Raw genomic sequence first — 15,155 nt, 5'->3', positions numbered from 1 at the left:
GCATGCACGAGACGTTCGGCATCCCCATGAGATACGGCACCGGCATCGACTGGAACGACTTCCACACCCGCGTCGAATGGCCATCAAACGACTAAACCCTCAGACACACATTTTGGCCTATAACCCCCGCTTCCCAACCTGTTTTCGAGCGCAAAAGAGCCTAGGGGCGGATTCCGCATCACCGGACCGTAGGCTTGGCCGAACGGCCTTGAGTGTGTCCGGTGATGCGGAATCCGCCCCTAGGCGGTCAGAAGCGCGAGGAAACTCAGCAAACCTTCCACATCCAGTTGTGCGGATCCTCGATCTCGCCGAGCTGGATGCCGAGCAGCTTGTTGCGCAGGGCGACGGTGAGCTCGCCGGAACCGCCGTCGGCGACGGTCACGTCGAACTTCTCGGACTTGAAGCGGCCGATCGGGGTGATGATGGCGGCGGTGCCGCAGGCGAACACCTCGGTGACCTCGCCGGACTTGATGTCCTCGAGCAGCTGGTCGATGGCGATCATCGTCTCGACGACGTCGCGGCCCTCGTCCTGCAGCAGCTGGATGAGGGAGCGACGGGTCACGCCCGGCAGGATGTTGCCGGTCAGGGACGGGGTCTCCACGTGGCCGTCCTTGTGGACGACCATCATGTTCATGCCGCCGAGCTCCTCGAGATAGGTCTTGGTGGCGGCGTCGACGAAGCAGACCTGCTGGCAGCCGTTCTCGATGCCGGTGTACTCGCCGAGCAGGGAGGCGGCGTAGTTGCCGCCGCACTTGGCGAAGCCGGTGCCGCCGGGGCCGGTGCGGAACCACTTGTCCTCGACCCAGATGCTCACGGGCTTGACGCCGCCCGGGAAGTACGGGCCGGACGGGGAGGCGATCACGCAGTAGTCGACCTCGTGCGGGGCGCGCACGCCGAGGAACGGCTCGGAGGCGAACATGAACGGACGCATGTACAGCGTGTACTCACGACGGGACGGCACCCAGTTGACGTCGCGCTTGACGAGCGCGGCGACGGAGCCGATGAAGTCGTCGACCGGCAGCTCCGGCAGGTAGAGGCGCTTGGCGGAGTTCTGGAAGCGCTCGGCGTTCGCATCCGGACGGAACAGCCAGGTGGAGCCGTCGGCGTGGCGGTAGGCCTTGAGGCCCTCGAAGCACTCCTGGGCGTAGTGCAGCACGGAGGCGCCCGGATCCATCTTCAGCGGCGCGTACGGCTCGATGCGACGGTCGCCCCAGCCCTCGCCCTTGGTCCAGGTCATGTGGGCCATGTTGTCGGAGAAGACCTGTCCGAACGCCGGCTTGTCGATGAGTTCGGCGCGCTTGGCGTCGGACGCGGGGTTGTCGTTCGGCAGAACGGTGAAGGGTTCGGTCAGCTTGTCGAGCGCTGCCGGATCGTGATGCGTGTTTTCAGTCATGTTCACTTCTTTTTATCCAGCCGCCGTGGCGGCGTTCATTGCGAAGGGTCAGCCGCGCGCTCGTGGCACGCGTTGCTGTGGGATACTTTGTCACATCCCGTCTTCAAGAATATGGTGTGGTTCACATTATGAAAAGACCCGCGACGGGTGGTCGCGGGTCGAATCATTGGTCATGCGTCATGCACGGTGACCGTCGCCGGATTCGCTCCGACGCGGATCACTTGGCGTCGGCGGCCGGAGCGGCGTCGGCGGCCGGGGCGGCAGCGGCCTCCGGGGCGGCGGTGGACTCGGTGGCATCCTCCGGGACCTCGACGGTCACGACGGACTCCTCCGGATCCTCGACGTCGAGCTCGACGCCCTCCGGAAGGACGACGTCCTTGGCGAACACCTTGGTGCCGTCGGTCAGGCCCTCGACGCTCACGACGATGCGCTCCGGCAGGTTGGCGACGTCGGCGCGGACCTTGAGCTCCTGGATGTCGACGAACGCGACGGCGGCGCCCTTCGGGGTGCCCTCGACGAAGACCGGCACCTCGACGTCGATCTTCTCGCCGGCCTTGACCTCGTAGAAGTCGATGTGCTCGACGATGCGCTTGACCGGGTTCTTCTGGACGTCCTTGACGACGGCCATGGCCTTCTCACCGCCGAAGTTCAGCTCGAACAGGGCGTTGGTGTGACGCAGGGAGAGGGTGGTCTCCTTCATCGGCAGGGTGATGAACTTCGGCTCGGCGCCACCGGCGTAGATGGTGGCGGGGATGAGCTTGGCGACGCGCATGCGGCGGGCGACGCCCTTGCCGAACTCGTTGCGGACTTCGCCGTTGAGGACGATCTTGGTAGCCATGGTATGGTCTCCTTGGTTTGAACGGTTGTGTTACTTGTCGTTCTGTTTTTTGACGCCACGACGCGCCGCAGAACGTCCCAAGGAGGGATGATTCACGCCGAGTCGATAACGGAAGGACGGTCCATGCGGGCTGCGCCTTCCCTCGCCAAAGCAACAGCAACCAAGTATACGAGGCGACGGGACAATGCGACGGCTAGACTGGTGTCATCGATGTTTTCAAGGGAATCGAGCTGCGATGAAGCGAGCCACCAGGAATCTGCTGATCGGCGCCGGAGCCACGGCCGGCATGGTGGGCATGGGAGTACTGGCGACGGCGGATCTCATGTTCCGCCTGTCGTTGGACGTGCGTCACCGGCATTGGATGGAACGGTTGATGTCCGGCTCCGCCGCGGCCCCGTACCTGCAATCCCCGCACCGCGACGCCGTCGAGGAGGCAGAGGCCTCGCACTGGTTCGAAACGGCCAAGCAGCCCGTCTCGCTGCGTTCCGAGGACGGGCTGAAGCTGCGCGGCTGGCTGTTCGATCCGGACTGCGCCTCCCCCGCGCCGCACCTCTACGCGGTGTGCATGCACGGCTACGGCGGAGGTCCGTCCGACATGGCGAAGTACGCGCACCGGTTCGCGCGCATGGGATTCACCGTGCTCGTGCCCGCGCAGCGCTGCCACGAGCCGAGCGAGGGACGCTACATCGGCATGGGCTGGCTGGAGCACCGCGACCTCATGGGATGGGTCACCCTCATCACGGCGAGCGACCCGCAGGCCCGCATCCTGCTGCACGGCGTCTCGATGGGCGCCTCGACGGTGATGATTGCGACCGGGGAACCGTCCCTGCCGCGCAATGTGAGGGCCGCGATCGAGGACTGCGGGTACACGTCGGTGCGCGACCAGTTCCTGTTCAACGCGAAGCACATGTACCATCTGCCCTACCGCTGGATGGGCGTGCCGGTGGTGGATCTCATGTCCGCGATCTCGCGGCGGGTCGCCGGGTACGGGTTCCGCGAGGCGTCCTGCGTACGCTCGCTGCGCCGCACGATCATCCCGATGATGTTCATCCACGGGGCGGCGGACACGTTCGTCGATCCCGCGTTCCTCGACCGCAACATCGCCGCCTGCGCGGGGCCGGACCGCGAGCGACTGATGGTGCCGGGCGCCGGCCATGCACTGTCCGCGAGCACGGATCCGGAGCTCTACTGGAGCCGCGTCACCGCGTTCGTCACACGCGTGTTCGACCTGTAGCGGATGCCGGAACCGCGACACGAGAAAAGGGTCGATTCCCGATCGGGAATCGACCCTTCATCAATCGCGCCGGATACGGCGCAACCGAAGTTCCATCACGCGAGCAGTTCCTTGACGGCGTTGATGACGGCCTGCAGACTCTTCTTCGCGTCGCCGAACAGCATCTGGGTGTTGTCCTCGAAGTAGAGCTCGTTCTGGATGCCGGCGTAGCCCATGCCGCGGCCGCGCTTCATGACGACCACGTTCTGCGCCTTGTCGACGTCGAGGATCGGCATGCCGGAGACCGGGGTGCCGGGGCGGCGGGCGGCCGGGTTGGTGACGTCGTTCGCGCCGACGACCAGGGCCACGTTGGCCTGCGGGAACTGCGGGTTGATCTCGTCGAGGTCGACGAGCTCCTCGTAGGGCACGTTGGCCTCGGCAAGCAGCACGTTCATGTGGCCGGGCATGCGGCCGGCGACCGGGTGGATCGCGTAGGAGACCTCGACGCCGTGGGCCTTGAGCAGCTCGCCCAGATCGGCGAGCTCGCGCTGGGCCTGCGCCTGGGCGAGGCCAAAGCCGGGCACGAAGATGACCTTCTCGGCGTAGACGAGCTGGACGGCGAGGTCGTCCGGGCTGGTCTCCTTCATCGTGCCCTCGGGGCCGTCGCCCGCGGCGGCCGCTCCGGAGCCGCCGCCGAAGCCGCCGGCGAGGACGGACAGCAGCGGACGGTTCATGGCCTGGGCCATGAGGATGGACAGGGTCACGCCGGCGGAGCCGACCAGCGCGCCGGCCACGATCAGGGCGACGTTGTCGATGGCGAGACCGGACATGGCGACCGCGGTGCCGGTGCAGGCGTTCAGCACGGAGATGACGACGGGCATGTCGGCGCCGCCGATCGGGATGACGAACACGAGGCCGTAGCACAGGGCGAACACGGTCGTCAGGATCGACCACAGCAGCCGCTGCTCGGGCTGGATGCACAGCATGACGAGCGCGGCGATGGACAGGACGGCGAACAGCACGTTCCACACGCCCTTGCCGGGCAGGGCGAGCTTCTTGACCCACTTGATGCCCTGCAGCTTGCCGGCGGCGATGAGCGATCCGGTGAACGTGACGGAGCCGATGAGGATGCCGAGGCCGGCGGTGATGAGCACGACGATGTCCGGCAGCCCCTCCTTGGTGAGGATGTCATTCAACGCCACGAGCGCGGCCGCGCCGCCGCCGACCGTGTTGAACACGGAGACGAGCTGCGGCATGTCGGTCATCTTGACCTTCTTGGCGGACACGACGCCGGCGATCGCGCCGATGGCGATGCCGACGACGAGCACGACCACGGCGATCGTGTTGATGAATCCCTTGGCGAACAGTACGACGAACGCCATGAGGACGGCGACGACCATGCCGAAGGCGGAGATCTGGTTGCCCTTGCGGGCGGTCTTGGGCGAGTTCATGAAGTGCAGGCCCACGACGAACATGACGGCGGAGAACAGATAGACGAACCAGGCGACGATGTCGATGGTTCCCACGGTTGCGGAGGCCATTTACTTCTCCTCCCCCTTCTTCTTGTTGGACTTGAACATCTCGAGCATGCGATCGGTGACCACGTAGCCGCCGACGACGTTCATCGTGCCGAGCACCGCGGCGAGGAAGATGAACGCGTAGGCGAGCGGCGAATTGGCCTCGGCCGCGACGATGACGACGCCGACGATGACGATGCCGTGGATGGAGTTCGCGCCGGACATCAGCGGCGTGTGCAGGGTGGCGGGCACCTTGCCGATCACCTCGATGCCGATGAGCAGGGCGAGCACGAACAATGTGATGGAAACGACGAGCGTGGGCATTTCCTTGTCCCCTTTCCTTGACCTTTACTTCTTCTCTTCGGGCTTGCCCTCGGCGGGGGCTTCGGCGCGGCCGGCCACGATGAGCGCGGAGTCGAGCTCCTCGCTCAGGTCCTGTGCGAGCCTGCCGTCGCGCACGAAGTGGGCGAGCACGTCGGCCACGTTGCGCGCAAGCAGGTTGGAGGCGGTGGTCGCGACACCGGAGGCAAGGTACGGCGCGCCGATGATGGTCACGCCGCCGTCGGTCACGTGCGTGCCGACCGCGGATCCCTCGACGTTGCCGCCGAGATCGGACGCGGCGCAATCGACGATCACGGCGCCGCGGTGCAGGCCCTTGACGCCGGACGCGGTGAGCAGGACCGGGGGCTTGCGGCCCGGGACCTTGGCGGTGGTGATGACGATGTCGAAGCCGGCGGCCTTCTCGTCGACCGCGGCCTGCTGCTGGGCCTGTTCCTCGGGGGTCAGGGCGCGCGCGTAGCCGCCCTCGCCCTGTCCCTTGGAGAAGTCGAGTCCCAGATCGAGGAACTTGGCGCCGAGCGATTCGACCTCGCCCTTGGAGGCGGGACGCACGTCGTACGCGGTGACGACCGCGCCGAGACGGCGCAGCGTGCCGATGGCCTGGAGTCCCGCGATGCCGGCGCCGAGCACCAGGGCCTTCGCCGGGCGGATGGTGCCGGCGGCGGTGGTCATCATCGGCAGGAACGAGCCGTAGGCGTCGGCGGCGAGGATCGCGGCCTTGTAGCCCATCACGGAGTTCTGCGAGGTCATCTCGTCCATCGACTGCGCGCTGGAGAGCTGTCGGGGCAGCTTCTCCATCGCCACGCCGACGAGGCCCGCCTTCTCGAGCGAGGCGACGTAGTCGGCGTCCGTGAAGGAGCCGAGCATGCCGATCACCCACTGTCCCCTCCTCAGCTTGGCGAGCACGGAGGCGTCCGGCCGGTCGACGAAGCCGAGCGCGTCGGCCTTGGCGATCACCTCGTCGCGCGTGGCGACGGTCGCGCCCGCCTTCGCGTAGTCCTCATCCGTGTACTGCGCCGCGGCGCCCGCGCCGCTTTCGATCAGGCAGGAGACACCGCTCCTGCCGAGTCTGGTGACGATGTCCGGGGTCAGCGCGACGCGGGATTCGACATCCGACGTCTCGCCCAGCACACCGAAAGCCACCGTGGCTTCCTTGATTCCAGCCATGAGAGCCCTTTCTGACATTGGCCGTACTAGTGTCACTACTAGTCATACGCCGACCAGTGTAACCGAAAAAGCGCGAACCGCCCGGCATTCATCCGCCTTCCGGGCCCATACGGAGGCATTTCCCTACGCTACCGTAAGGTGACGTGTCGCCCGCGGACGGCTAAACTGGCTTCTTTGAGATAGGACATAGCAGAAATTGGTCAAGGAGCGTCACGTGTCCGTTTTTTCCACGTTGAAACAGCAAACCACGAACATCACGCGGAAGGCGTTGCGTCTCGGCACCGATTTCGTACACCCGGTGGGCGACGATGCGGGTGTGGAGCCCGACTACGCGGAGCCCGACGACGTGAGCGAGGACCTCGCCCGCGAGGAGGACATCACCCTGCCCCACACCGACGAATGGGGCCCGGGCTACCCGACCACCACGTTCATCGACGAGAGGACCGGTCTGCTCACCGCCGAGACGGCCGGCAACCCGCCGCTCGACGAGCACACGACGATCTACAGCGTCTACGAGGACCGCGCCCGCCGCATGGGCGACGAGCCGCTGTACACGTACAAGGAGAACGGCGAGTGGGTCTCGAAGACCGCCAACGAGTTCCTCGCCGAGGTGCGCAAGGTCGCCAAGGGACTGCTCCACTACGGTCTGAGGAAGGGCGACGCCGTCGCGTTCATGTGCCGCACCTCCTACGAGTGGGATCTGGCCGACGCCGCGATCATGGCGTGCGGCGGCGTGCTCGCGTCCATCTACGACACCGATTCCGCCGAGCAGATCCGCAACATCGTCAACAATTCCGACGCCCGACTGCTCATCGTGCAGGACACCGCCATGCGCGACAAGGCCGACGGCGCGATCGAGGACTGCCCGTCGCTCGAGCACATCATCTGCATCGAGACCGGCGGCCTCGACGAGATCGCCGCGTACGGCGATTCGGTGAGCGACGAGGAGCTCGACGCGCGCATCGCCTCCCTGCGCAAGACCGACATGTGCTCGATCATCTACACCTCCGGCTCCACCTCCGCCCCCAAGGGCGTCGAGATGACGCACGAGAACTACTGCACGGACGCGTTCAACCTGCGCGACTACATGCCGGGACTGCTCAAGGACGACAAGAACGGGTCGATCCTGCTGTTCCTGCCGCAGGCGCACACGTTCGCCCGCGCCATCAACTACATCTGCGTGGCCAGCAACATGCGCATCTACATCGCCACCGGCATCAAGACCCTGCTCGCCGATCTGCAGAAGGCCCGTCCGACCGTCATGATCGTGGTGCCGCGCGTGCTCGAGAAGGTGTACAACGCCGCCTCGCAGAAGGCCGGGCACGGCGCCAAGGGCATGCTGTTCGCGGCGGCCGTGACCTCCGCGCAGAAGTACATGAAGGAGGTGAGCTCCAACGGCAAGGCCGGCGTGCTCACCGCGATGCGCCGCTCCTCCTTCGACCCGATCGTCTACAAGTCCCTGCGTGAGGTGCTCGGCGGCCGCATGAGGTGGATCGTGGCCGGCGGCGCGCCGCTCGACCCGGAGCTGCTCGCCTTCTTCCGCGGCGCGAACGTGCCGGTGTACGAGGGCTACGGACTGACGGAGACGACCGCCCCGTGTGCGTTCAACCCGCTGGGCGTGCCGTTCCACGAGGGTTCGGTCGGCATCCCGTTCCCGAGCTTCAAGGTGCGCATCGCCGAGGATGACGAGATCCAGGTGGCCGGCCCGGTGGTGTTCCACCGCTACCACAAGAACGACGAGGCCACCGAGAACGCGTTCACCGAGGACGGATGGCACAGGACCGGCGATCTGGGTCGCCTCGACAACGACGGCTTCCTGTACATCACCGGACGCAAGAAGGACCTCATCATCACGGCCGGCGGCAAGAACGTGGCCCCCGGACCGATCGAGGAGGTCATCCAGCGGTGCGAGATCGTCTCGCAGGCGCTGGTCCTCGGCGACAAGCGCCCGTTCATCTCCGCGCTGATCACCCTCGACGAGGAGACGCTGCGCCCGTGGCTGGAGGCCAAGGGACTCGACCGGAACATGTCGTTGGAGGACGCGGCGCAGAACGCGGCCGTGCGCGCCGAGGTGCAGAAGTGGGTCGATCAGGCCAACGAGGGCGTCTCCCGGGCCGAGTCCGTGCGCAAGTTCATCATCCTGCCCGAGGAGTTCAGCCAGGAGAACGGCCTGATGACCGCGTCGATGAAGGTCATCCGTCCGAAGGTCATCAAGCGCTACGCCACGCTGCTCGCCACGCAGATGTACACGAAGAAGACCGCGCCGCGCCAGTGAGCCGACGCCACATACGTCGGGACGACGAAGGCCCTGCTCCGGATCGAATCGGAGCAGGGCCTTCGTCGCGGTAGTGCGCGACCTCCCCGGGCAGGAGGGCGGCCACGCGGCAAGTCACTTCTTGCCGGCGTAGATCACGTTGTCGATGAGGTCCCGGTACCGGGCGGTGATGGCCTCGCGACGCGCCTTCATCGAGGCGGTGACCAGTCCGTTGTCCTCGGTGAAGTCGTCGGGCACGATCTCGAACTTGCGGATCGACTCCGCGCGCGAGACGAGCTCATCGGCCTGATTGACGGCGCGTTCGACCTCCGCATGCACGATCGGGTTGCGCGCGGCCTCGGCGAGGGTCGCGCACGGGGAGGCTCCCTGCGACTCGAGCCACGTGTTCGTCTCGGCCAGATCGAGCGCGATGATCGCGGCGACGAACGGCTTGCGGTCGCCGACGACCACGCACTGGTTGACCACCGGCGAGGTCATCACCGACGCCTCGAGCTCGCCCGGCGAGACGTTCTTGCCGCCGGCCGTGATGATGAGGTCCTTCTTGCGGCCGGTCACGGTCACGAAGCCGTCGTCGTCAAGCGATCCCAGATCGCCGGTGTGCAGCCAGCCGTCCACGATCTGCGCCTTGGTGATCTCCGGATGATTGTGGTAGCCGACGCACACCGCAGGACTCTTGACGCACAGCTCGCCGTCCTCGGCGATGCCGACCGCCGTGCCCTGCATCGGCAGGCCGATGGTGCCGATCCGGTAGCCGACGGTCGGGTTGACCGCGGCGGGCGCGCAGGTCTCGGTCATGCCGTAGCCCTCGAGCAGCGGCAGGCCGATGCCGTTGAAGAAGTGCGCGATCGACCCGTCGAGCGGGGCGCCGCCGCACACCGCGTATTCGACGTGGCCGCCGAACACCTGCATGATCGACCTGTAGACGAGCCTCGAGTACAGCGCATGCCGCACGTTCAGCCAGAACGGGATCGGTCTGCCGGACTGCTGGGCAGCGCTCCATGCGCGCGCGGTCCCGGTCGCGCCCGCGAAGACGCGGCCCTTGAACCCGGCGCCGGCCTTCTGCGAGGCGGCGTTGTAGATCTTCTCGAAGATGCGCGGCACGGCGAGGATGAACGTCGGCTTGAACGCCGCGAAATCGGACAGGATCGTCCTGAGGTTCCCAGACAGGCCCAGCGTGACGTTGCCGGCGAAGCAGAAGAACTGCATATAGCGGGCGAACACGTGCGCGAGCGGCAGGAACAGCCACAGACGCGCGTACTCCGGCATCGCGATGTCCGGCATGGAGCGCACGCCGGAGTACGTGATGAACAGGAAGTTGCCGTGGCTCAGCTCGATGCCCTTCGGCGTGCCGGTGGAGCCGGACGTGTACACGATGGTGGCGAGGTCGTCGCCGCGCACCGCCCGCTCGCGTTCGCGGAACTCGGCGTCGGTGACGGTCCTGCCGTATTCCTCGATGGTGTCGAGCGCGCCGAAGTCGATGACGTACACGTCGCCCAGCTCGGGGCACCGGGCGCGCACGGACTCGATCTTGTCGCGCTGCATGTCGTTCTCCGCGAACGCCATCCGCACGTTCGAATCGTTGAAGATCGTGCTCACCTGGGTGGCCGAGTTCGTCTCGTACACCGGCACGGTGAGCGCGCCGATGGACATGATCGCCATGTCGAGCGCGGTCCACTCCCAGCGGGTCTTGGAGATCACCGAGACCGCGTCACCGGGCATGATGCCGCGGGCGATCAGGCCCTTGGCCAATGCGATGACCTTGTCGCGGAACTCGGTGGCGGTGAACGACCTCCACTCGCCGGTCTGCGGATCCTTGTACTCGACGAGGGACTTGTCCGGCGTGCGCGCGACGCGGTCGTCGAGGATGGAAAACAGGTTGCCGTCGGTATCGATCGGCTGCTCCAGCGGCCGCAGGTACTCCTTGATCATATGTTCCCCCTGAATGACGTATCCATACGCTGTACGCGATCGATTGTAGCCACTCACTCCACCGGCTTGAGTCCGATGCGGCGTTTGGCGGCCATCGCCTCCGGGTCGAGGTAGTCGCGTCTGCCGCGACGCACGCCCCAGTGGACGCAGTCGCCGAAGCAGTGGTCGGAGCCGGTCGACACCACGCCGAACGGGTCGTTCCGTCGCACCTCGGTACCGACCGGCAGATCGGTGACGGCCGGTTCGAACGTGAGGACCAGATCGTCGTCGGTGCGGATGCTGACCACCCGCTTGCCCGCCACCGAGCCCGCGAAGGCGATGACGCCGTCGGCCGGGGCGATCAGCTCGTCGCCCTCCCCCGCCAGCAGATCGACGCCGCGATGACCGGCGAGCCATGGTTCGTCGGGACCGTCGAACGGGTCGTCCACGACGGGCGCGTCCACCGGCCAAGACAGCGCCGCCCGGCACGCGCCGGTTCCCGTCGGCGCATCGTCCGAGGCCGCGCCAGACGTCGGCGACGCCAACGCGACGTCCCCGGCGGGGATCATCACCGTCATCACGCCCATCGCGCCCGTGGCCGCCAGCATCGCCGCCATCATGCGGATCCGTCCGTCCTCGCCGTTCGATCCCCGCCGCCGTCCGCCGCTGTGCGACCGTCCCGGCCCGCCCGATGCGCGCGGGACGTGCGGTTTGGACGACCGGTCGGACCGGGCCCGTCCGTCGTCCCCATTGTCGCCGTTGCTTCCGCCGCGCAGACGCGTCATGCATCTGCGGCGCAGTTCGTCGAGCAATCCCATATTCGGCTCCTTCGCCTGTGTCGTGGATGGTTTCGTGGTCCACGATGCATGGGAGCGGATGTCCGGATCCAGTCGATCGGGGTGATGTGGATGGAGCCCCCGAGAATCTTCACAAAACGAAAAACCCCGCTCGAAGCGGGGTTTCGGTGGAGCGGACAACGGGACTCGAACCCGCGGTCTCAACCTTGGCAAGGTTGCGCTTTACCAACTAAGCTATGTCCGCAAAGGATTCCCGCCGTGAGAAGCGGGATTCCAGTGGGCGATGTAGGAATCGAACCTACGACCCCTTCGGTGTGAACGAAGTGCGCTAGCCGCTGCGCCAATCGCCCGAAATCAATCGGTATTCAGTTATATCCGCCGGATTGCTCCGACTTGCGTGGGCGATACAAGATTCGAACTTGTGACCCCTTCCGTGTCAGGGAAGTGCGCTACCACTGCGCCAACCGCCCGGGCCTGCATTTTTCATTCGACCGGCTTTCGCCGACCGTCCGAGAGGTGGGTACGAGAGTCGAACTCGTCTATACGGCTTTGCAGGCCGCTGCCTAACCGCTTGGCTAACCCACCGTAAGGTTCGTCAACTCTTCGGACCTTAGAGCGGACAACGGGACTCGAACCCGCGGTCTCAACCTTGGCAAGGTTGCGCTTTACCAACTAAGCTATGTCCGCGTGTGTTTCTCAGCGGTTGTTCCCGCCGAAGCACGAGTAACTACTATAACGACATTCTCGCATTACGCAAATACGGCGTGTCGCGCTTGCGCGCCGCGGGAACGCCCATGGCGAAAACCGCATGAAACCGCGCCTTGCGGCCTCCATCACCAGTTACTGTAAGGGGTATGAGCGAAGAACGAGATGAACGTCAGTGCGTGATGATTGCGGCTTTCGAGGGGTGGAACGACGCCTGCCAGGCCGCGACGAACGTGATCCGCCATCTGGTGGACCGGTATGACGCCCGCGAGATCAGGCACATCAGCTGCGACGGCTACTACGACTACCAGGTGTCGCGGCCGATGCTGTGCCGTGCGCTCGGCACGCCCCGTATCATCTGGCCGCAGACCACGTTCTACGAGATCGCCCTCTCCCCCACCCGTCGCGTCTACGCGCAGATCGCCCCCGAGCCCAACTACCGGTGGCGCGAATACTGCCGGCAGAGCCTGCACATCGCCGACGAGTTCGACGTGGACCGCATCGTCACGCTCGGCTCGATGTTCGCGAACTGCCCGCACACCCGGCCGCTGCCCGTGGACGTCTCGCACGATCTGGAATGCGAGGATCCGTCCGAGGGATACACGGGGCCGGTGGGCATCCCCACCGTGCTCGACGACATGGCGCGAGAGCAGTCGTTCGACACCACCTCGATGTGGGCGTCAATCCCCCAGTACACCGGCAACGACGACTGCCCGAAGGCCACGCTGGCCCTGCTGAGGCGTCTCGGCGAGGAACTGGACTTCGATTTCGACGCCGGGGATCTGGAGGCGAGCGCCTCCGCATGGGAGGCCAAGGCGTCGATGATGCTGCGCTGCAGCGATCAGCTCGCCGACTACGTGCATCATCTGGAGCGAGACTGGGACGCCGCCGAGGAGGCGCGCCGGGCCACGCAGGGCGACCCGGAGCAGGCCGAACGCCTCGTGCGCGAGGCCGAGGACTTCCTCAAGAACCTGTGACTCAGCCCAGCAGAGAACGGCACATGGAGCGGTATTCGCTCACGTAGCCGCCGCCGAAGAAGACGCAGTGGCCGGCGATCGGGTACAGGCGCCACAGCGTCATGCGCTCCTCCCAGCCGGTCTTGAGCGGATGCACGGACTGGTAGCCGTCGAGGATGTCGCGCAGGTAGGTCATGCCGAACAGGCCGAGCATGGCGAGATCCTCCTCGCGGTGGCCGCCGTGGGCCGCCGGGTCGATGAGCACGGCCTCGCTGTAGCCGCGATCGGCGGTCCACATCACGTTGCCGCTCCACAGGTCGCCGTGCACGCGCGCGGGCTTGTCGGAGGCGGCGCGTCCCAGCAGATCGGGCAGGGCGTCGATGACGCGCTGCGTGAGCTCCATGTCGTGCCTGTCGAGCTCGCCGCGGCGCATGCCGAGTTCGACCATCGGCAGCAGGCGCCCCTCGGCGAAGTAGGTGGCGGGATCGTCCCACGTGCCGGTGTCCATCGGCACCGGGTCCTGCAGCGGACCGAAGTAGCAGGTGCCGTCGTAGCCGGCGGGCGCGGAGCCGAAGTGCGGCGCCCCGGCGTCGTGCATGCGGGCCAGGGCGGCGCCGAAGTCGTGGGCCGCCTTGACGGTGGGCATCGCGGAGTGGACGCGTTCGATGTCGAGATGGTCGTCCCCCCATCCGATCACCTGCACGACGCGGGGACCGCCCTGGGGCATGGCCTCGCCGAGCCATTGGAGGCCGCGGCCCTCGCATTCGAAGAATCCCTTCGGGGCGAACGCCCTGCTCTTGCGGTACTTGTCCATCATCGACTCCTTGTCTGCCGTGCCGTTCGCCGCGTCATCCGACGCGTTCCGCGCCGGCGTCGCGATCGTTGGCCTCATTGTGTGCATTGTGCAAGACATCCGTCCGCATACCCCCTTCACGAGCGTCGTCTTAGCCCCCACTGAGTACAGTGGACACGGCAATTGACGAAATTCCGTTCCATGAATCACAGAGGGAAGAGGGGTTATGAATTTCTTCCAGGCGATCTTCCTCGGTCTCGTGCAGGCGCTGACCGAGTATCTGCCGGTGTCCTCGAGCGCGCATATCCGCATCATCGGCGACCTCATGATCGGCTCCGATCCGGGAGCCGCATTCACCGCCATCATCCAGATCGGCACCGAGTTGGCCGTGATCCTGTACTACCGTCACGACATCATCCGCATCCTCGGCGCATGGTTCGGCTCGCTCTTCGGCAAGGAGGGCAAGGATTGGAAGTCACGTCTCGGGGCGAAGAACCCCGACACGCAGATGGGCTGGTTCATCATCATCGGCACGATGCCGATCCTCATCGCGGGTCTGCTGTTCAAGGACATGATCGAGACCACGCTGCGCAACCTGTGGATCACCGTCACCGTGCTCGCCGTATTCGGCGTGCTGCTGTGGATCTTCGACGCCCGCTCCAAGCAGGTCAAGACGATGAATCAGATGACGGCCAAGGACGCGCTCATCTTCGGCGTCGGCCAGATGCTCGCCCTGATTCCGGGCGTCTCCCGCTCCGGCGGCACGATCACCTTCGGCCGCGCGATGGGCTACACCCGTGAGGCCGCCGTGCGCACGAGCTTCCTGATGGCCATCCCGGCCGTGTTCGGCGCCGGCATCCTCGAGGCCGTCTCCGCGATCAAGGACGTGAGCGCGTGCTCCGCCACCAAGGCCGCCGACGCGTGTGCGGCCATCGGCGGCGCGGCCTGGCCGGGCTGGGGTCCGACGATCGCCGCCACGATCGTGGCGTTCCTCGTCGGATACATCGTGATCATCGGCTTCCTGAAGTTCGTGAGCATGTTCTCCTACAAGGCGTTCGCGATCTACCGCATCGGTCTGGCCGTCGTGGTGGCGATCCTGCTGCTGACCGGCGTCCTGCCGGCGATCGACCCGTCCGTGGCCGGCGCGTGACGAGCTGAGGGCATGAGCCGGCAAGCGAGACCGGCATGATACGCAACATATATGGCTAGGGCCGCACCCCGTTCCATGCGGGATGCGGCCCTAGCCGTCATTGC

General features: G+C 66.1%; 12 protein-coding genes and 5 tRNA genes. 4 read left to right on the top strand and 13 right to left on the bottom strand.

The window, feature by feature from the left end:
• Positions 1–265 precede the first annotated feature (265 nt).
• Both JS528_RS08825 and JS528_RS08820 read right to left on the bottom strand, forming a co-directional pair.
• Positions 266–1,393, bottom strand: coding sequence for a branched-chain amino acid aminotransferase (locus JS528_RS08825; RefSeq protein WP_214358688.1), 1,128 nt, complete (start codon positions 1,391–1,393; stop codon positions 266–268).
• Positions 1,394–1,610: 217 nt separating this feature from the next.
• Positions 1,611–2,231, bottom strand: coding sequence for a 50S ribosomal protein L25/general stress protein Ctc (locus JS528_RS08820; protein ID WP_214358687.1), 621 nt, complete (start codon positions 2,229–2,231; stop codon positions 1,611–1,613).
• A gap of 235 nt (positions 2,232–2,466) precedes the next feature.
• On the opposite strand from JS528_RS08820, the gene JS528_RS08815 reads away from it, so the two are divergent.
• Entirely contained in the window at positions 2,467–3,465 is a 999-nt protein-coding gene (locus tag JS528_RS08815; protein ID WP_214358686.1) for an alpha/beta hydrolase, read from the top strand.
• A 95-nt stretch (positions 3,466–3,560) separates the two neighbouring features.
• On the opposite strand, the gene JS528_RS08810 is transcribed toward JS528_RS08815, so the two are convergent.
• The 3 genes from JS528_RS08810 to JS528_RS08800 are packed head-to-tail and all read right to left on the bottom strand — an operon-like array spanning position 3,561 to position 6,467.
• Entirely contained in the window at positions 3,561–4,985 is a 1,425-nt protein-coding gene (locus tag JS528_RS08810) for an NAD(P)(+) transhydrogenase (Re/Si-specific) subunit beta (protein ID WP_214358685.1), read from the bottom strand.
• On the bottom strand, positions 4,986–5,285 hold the full coding sequence (locus JS528_RS08805) for an NAD(P) transhydrogenase subunit alpha part 2 (RefSeq protein WP_043163752.1): 300 nt from the start codon (positions 5,283–5,285) through the stop codon (positions 4,986–4,988). It abuts the gene before it with no gap.
• Positions 5,286–5,309: 24 nt separating this feature from the next.
• On the bottom strand, positions 5,310–6,467 hold the full coding sequence (locus JS528_RS08800; RefSeq protein ID WP_214358684.1) for an NAD(P) transhydrogenase subunit alpha: 1,158 nt from the start codon (positions 6,465–6,467) through the stop codon (positions 5,310–5,312).
• Between the two features lie 214 nt (positions 6,468–6,681).
• Between JS528_RS08800 and JS528_RS08795 the strand changes: the two genes are divergently transcribed.
• Positions 6,682–8,742, top strand: a complete 2,061-nt coding sequence (locus JS528_RS08795; RefSeq protein ID WP_214358683.1) for an AMP-dependent synthetase/ligase — start codon at positions 6,682–6,684, stop codon at positions 8,740–8,742.
• Positions 8,743–8,856: 114 nt separating this feature from the next.
• On the opposite strand, the gene JS528_RS08790 is transcribed toward JS528_RS08795, so the two are convergent.
• The 7 genes from JS528_RS08790 to JS528_RS08760 form a co-directional block, all read right to left on the bottom strand.
• Complete coding sequence (locus tag JS528_RS08790; RefSeq protein WP_214358682.1) at positions 8,857–10,671, bottom strand: AMP-dependent synthetase/ligase; 1,815 nt, start codon at positions 10,669–10,671, stop codon at positions 8,857–8,859.
• 53 nt (positions 10,672–10,724) lie between these two features.
• The gene (locus tag JS528_RS08785) at positions 10,725–11,468 is read right to left on the bottom strand and encodes a M23 family metallopeptidase (protein WP_240541424.1); all 744 of its coding nucleotides are present in this window, start codon (positions 11,466–11,468) and stop codon (positions 10,725–10,727) included.
• 147 nt (positions 11,469–11,615) lie between these two features.
• Positions 11,616–11,691: transfer RNA gene (locus tag JS528_RS08780), tRNA-Gly, on the bottom strand.
• Positions 11,692–11,724: 33 nt separating this feature from the next.
• A tRNA-Val gene (locus tag JS528_RS08775) sits at positions 11,725–11,797 on the bottom strand.
• A gap of 48 nt (positions 11,798–11,845) precedes the next feature.
• Positions 11,846–11,917, bottom strand: a tRNA-Val gene (locus JS528_RS08770).
• 44 nt (positions 11,918–11,961) lie between these two features.
• Positions 11,962–12,032, bottom strand: a tRNA-Cys gene (locus JS528_RS08765).
• A 29-nt stretch (positions 12,033–12,061) separates the two neighbouring features.
• A tRNA-Gly gene (locus JS528_RS08760) sits at positions 12,062–12,134 on the bottom strand.
• A 167-nt stretch (positions 12,135–12,301) separates the two neighbouring features.
• Between JS528_RS08760 and JS528_RS08755 the strand changes: the two genes are divergently transcribed.
• Positions 12,302–13,129: a PAC2 family protein gene (locus tag JS528_RS08755; RefSeq protein ID WP_240541423.1), complete on the top strand. Its 828-nt coding sequence runs from the start codon at positions 12,302–12,304 to the stop codon at positions 13,127–13,129.
• A 1-nt stretch (position 13,130) separates the two neighbouring features.
• Here JS528_RS08755 and JS528_RS08750 read toward each other — a convergent pair whose 3' ends face one another.
• Entirely contained in the window at positions 13,131–13,922 is a 792-nt protein-coding gene (locus JS528_RS08750; protein WP_214358697.1) for a fructosamine kinase family protein, read from the bottom strand.
• Between the two features lie 205 nt (positions 13,923–14,127).
• On the opposite strand from JS528_RS08750, the gene JS528_RS08745 reads away from it, so the two are divergent.
• Positions 14,128–15,051, top strand: a complete 924-nt coding sequence (locus JS528_RS08745) for an undecaprenyl-diphosphate phosphatase (RefSeq protein ID WP_214358681.1) — start codon at positions 14,128–14,130, stop codon at positions 15,049–15,051.
• The last annotated feature ends 104 nt before the right edge of the window (positions 15,052–15,155 follow it).

The organism is Bifidobacterium santillanense (assembly GCF_018555385.1).
Taxonomy (GTDB): domain Bacteria; phylum Actinomycetota; class Actinomycetes; order Actinomycetales; family Bifidobacteriaceae; genus Bifidobacterium; species Bifidobacterium santillanense.
The sequence above is the reverse complement of the archived record's forward strand: the minus strand, read 5'-3'. Positions and strand labels throughout refer to the sequence as shown.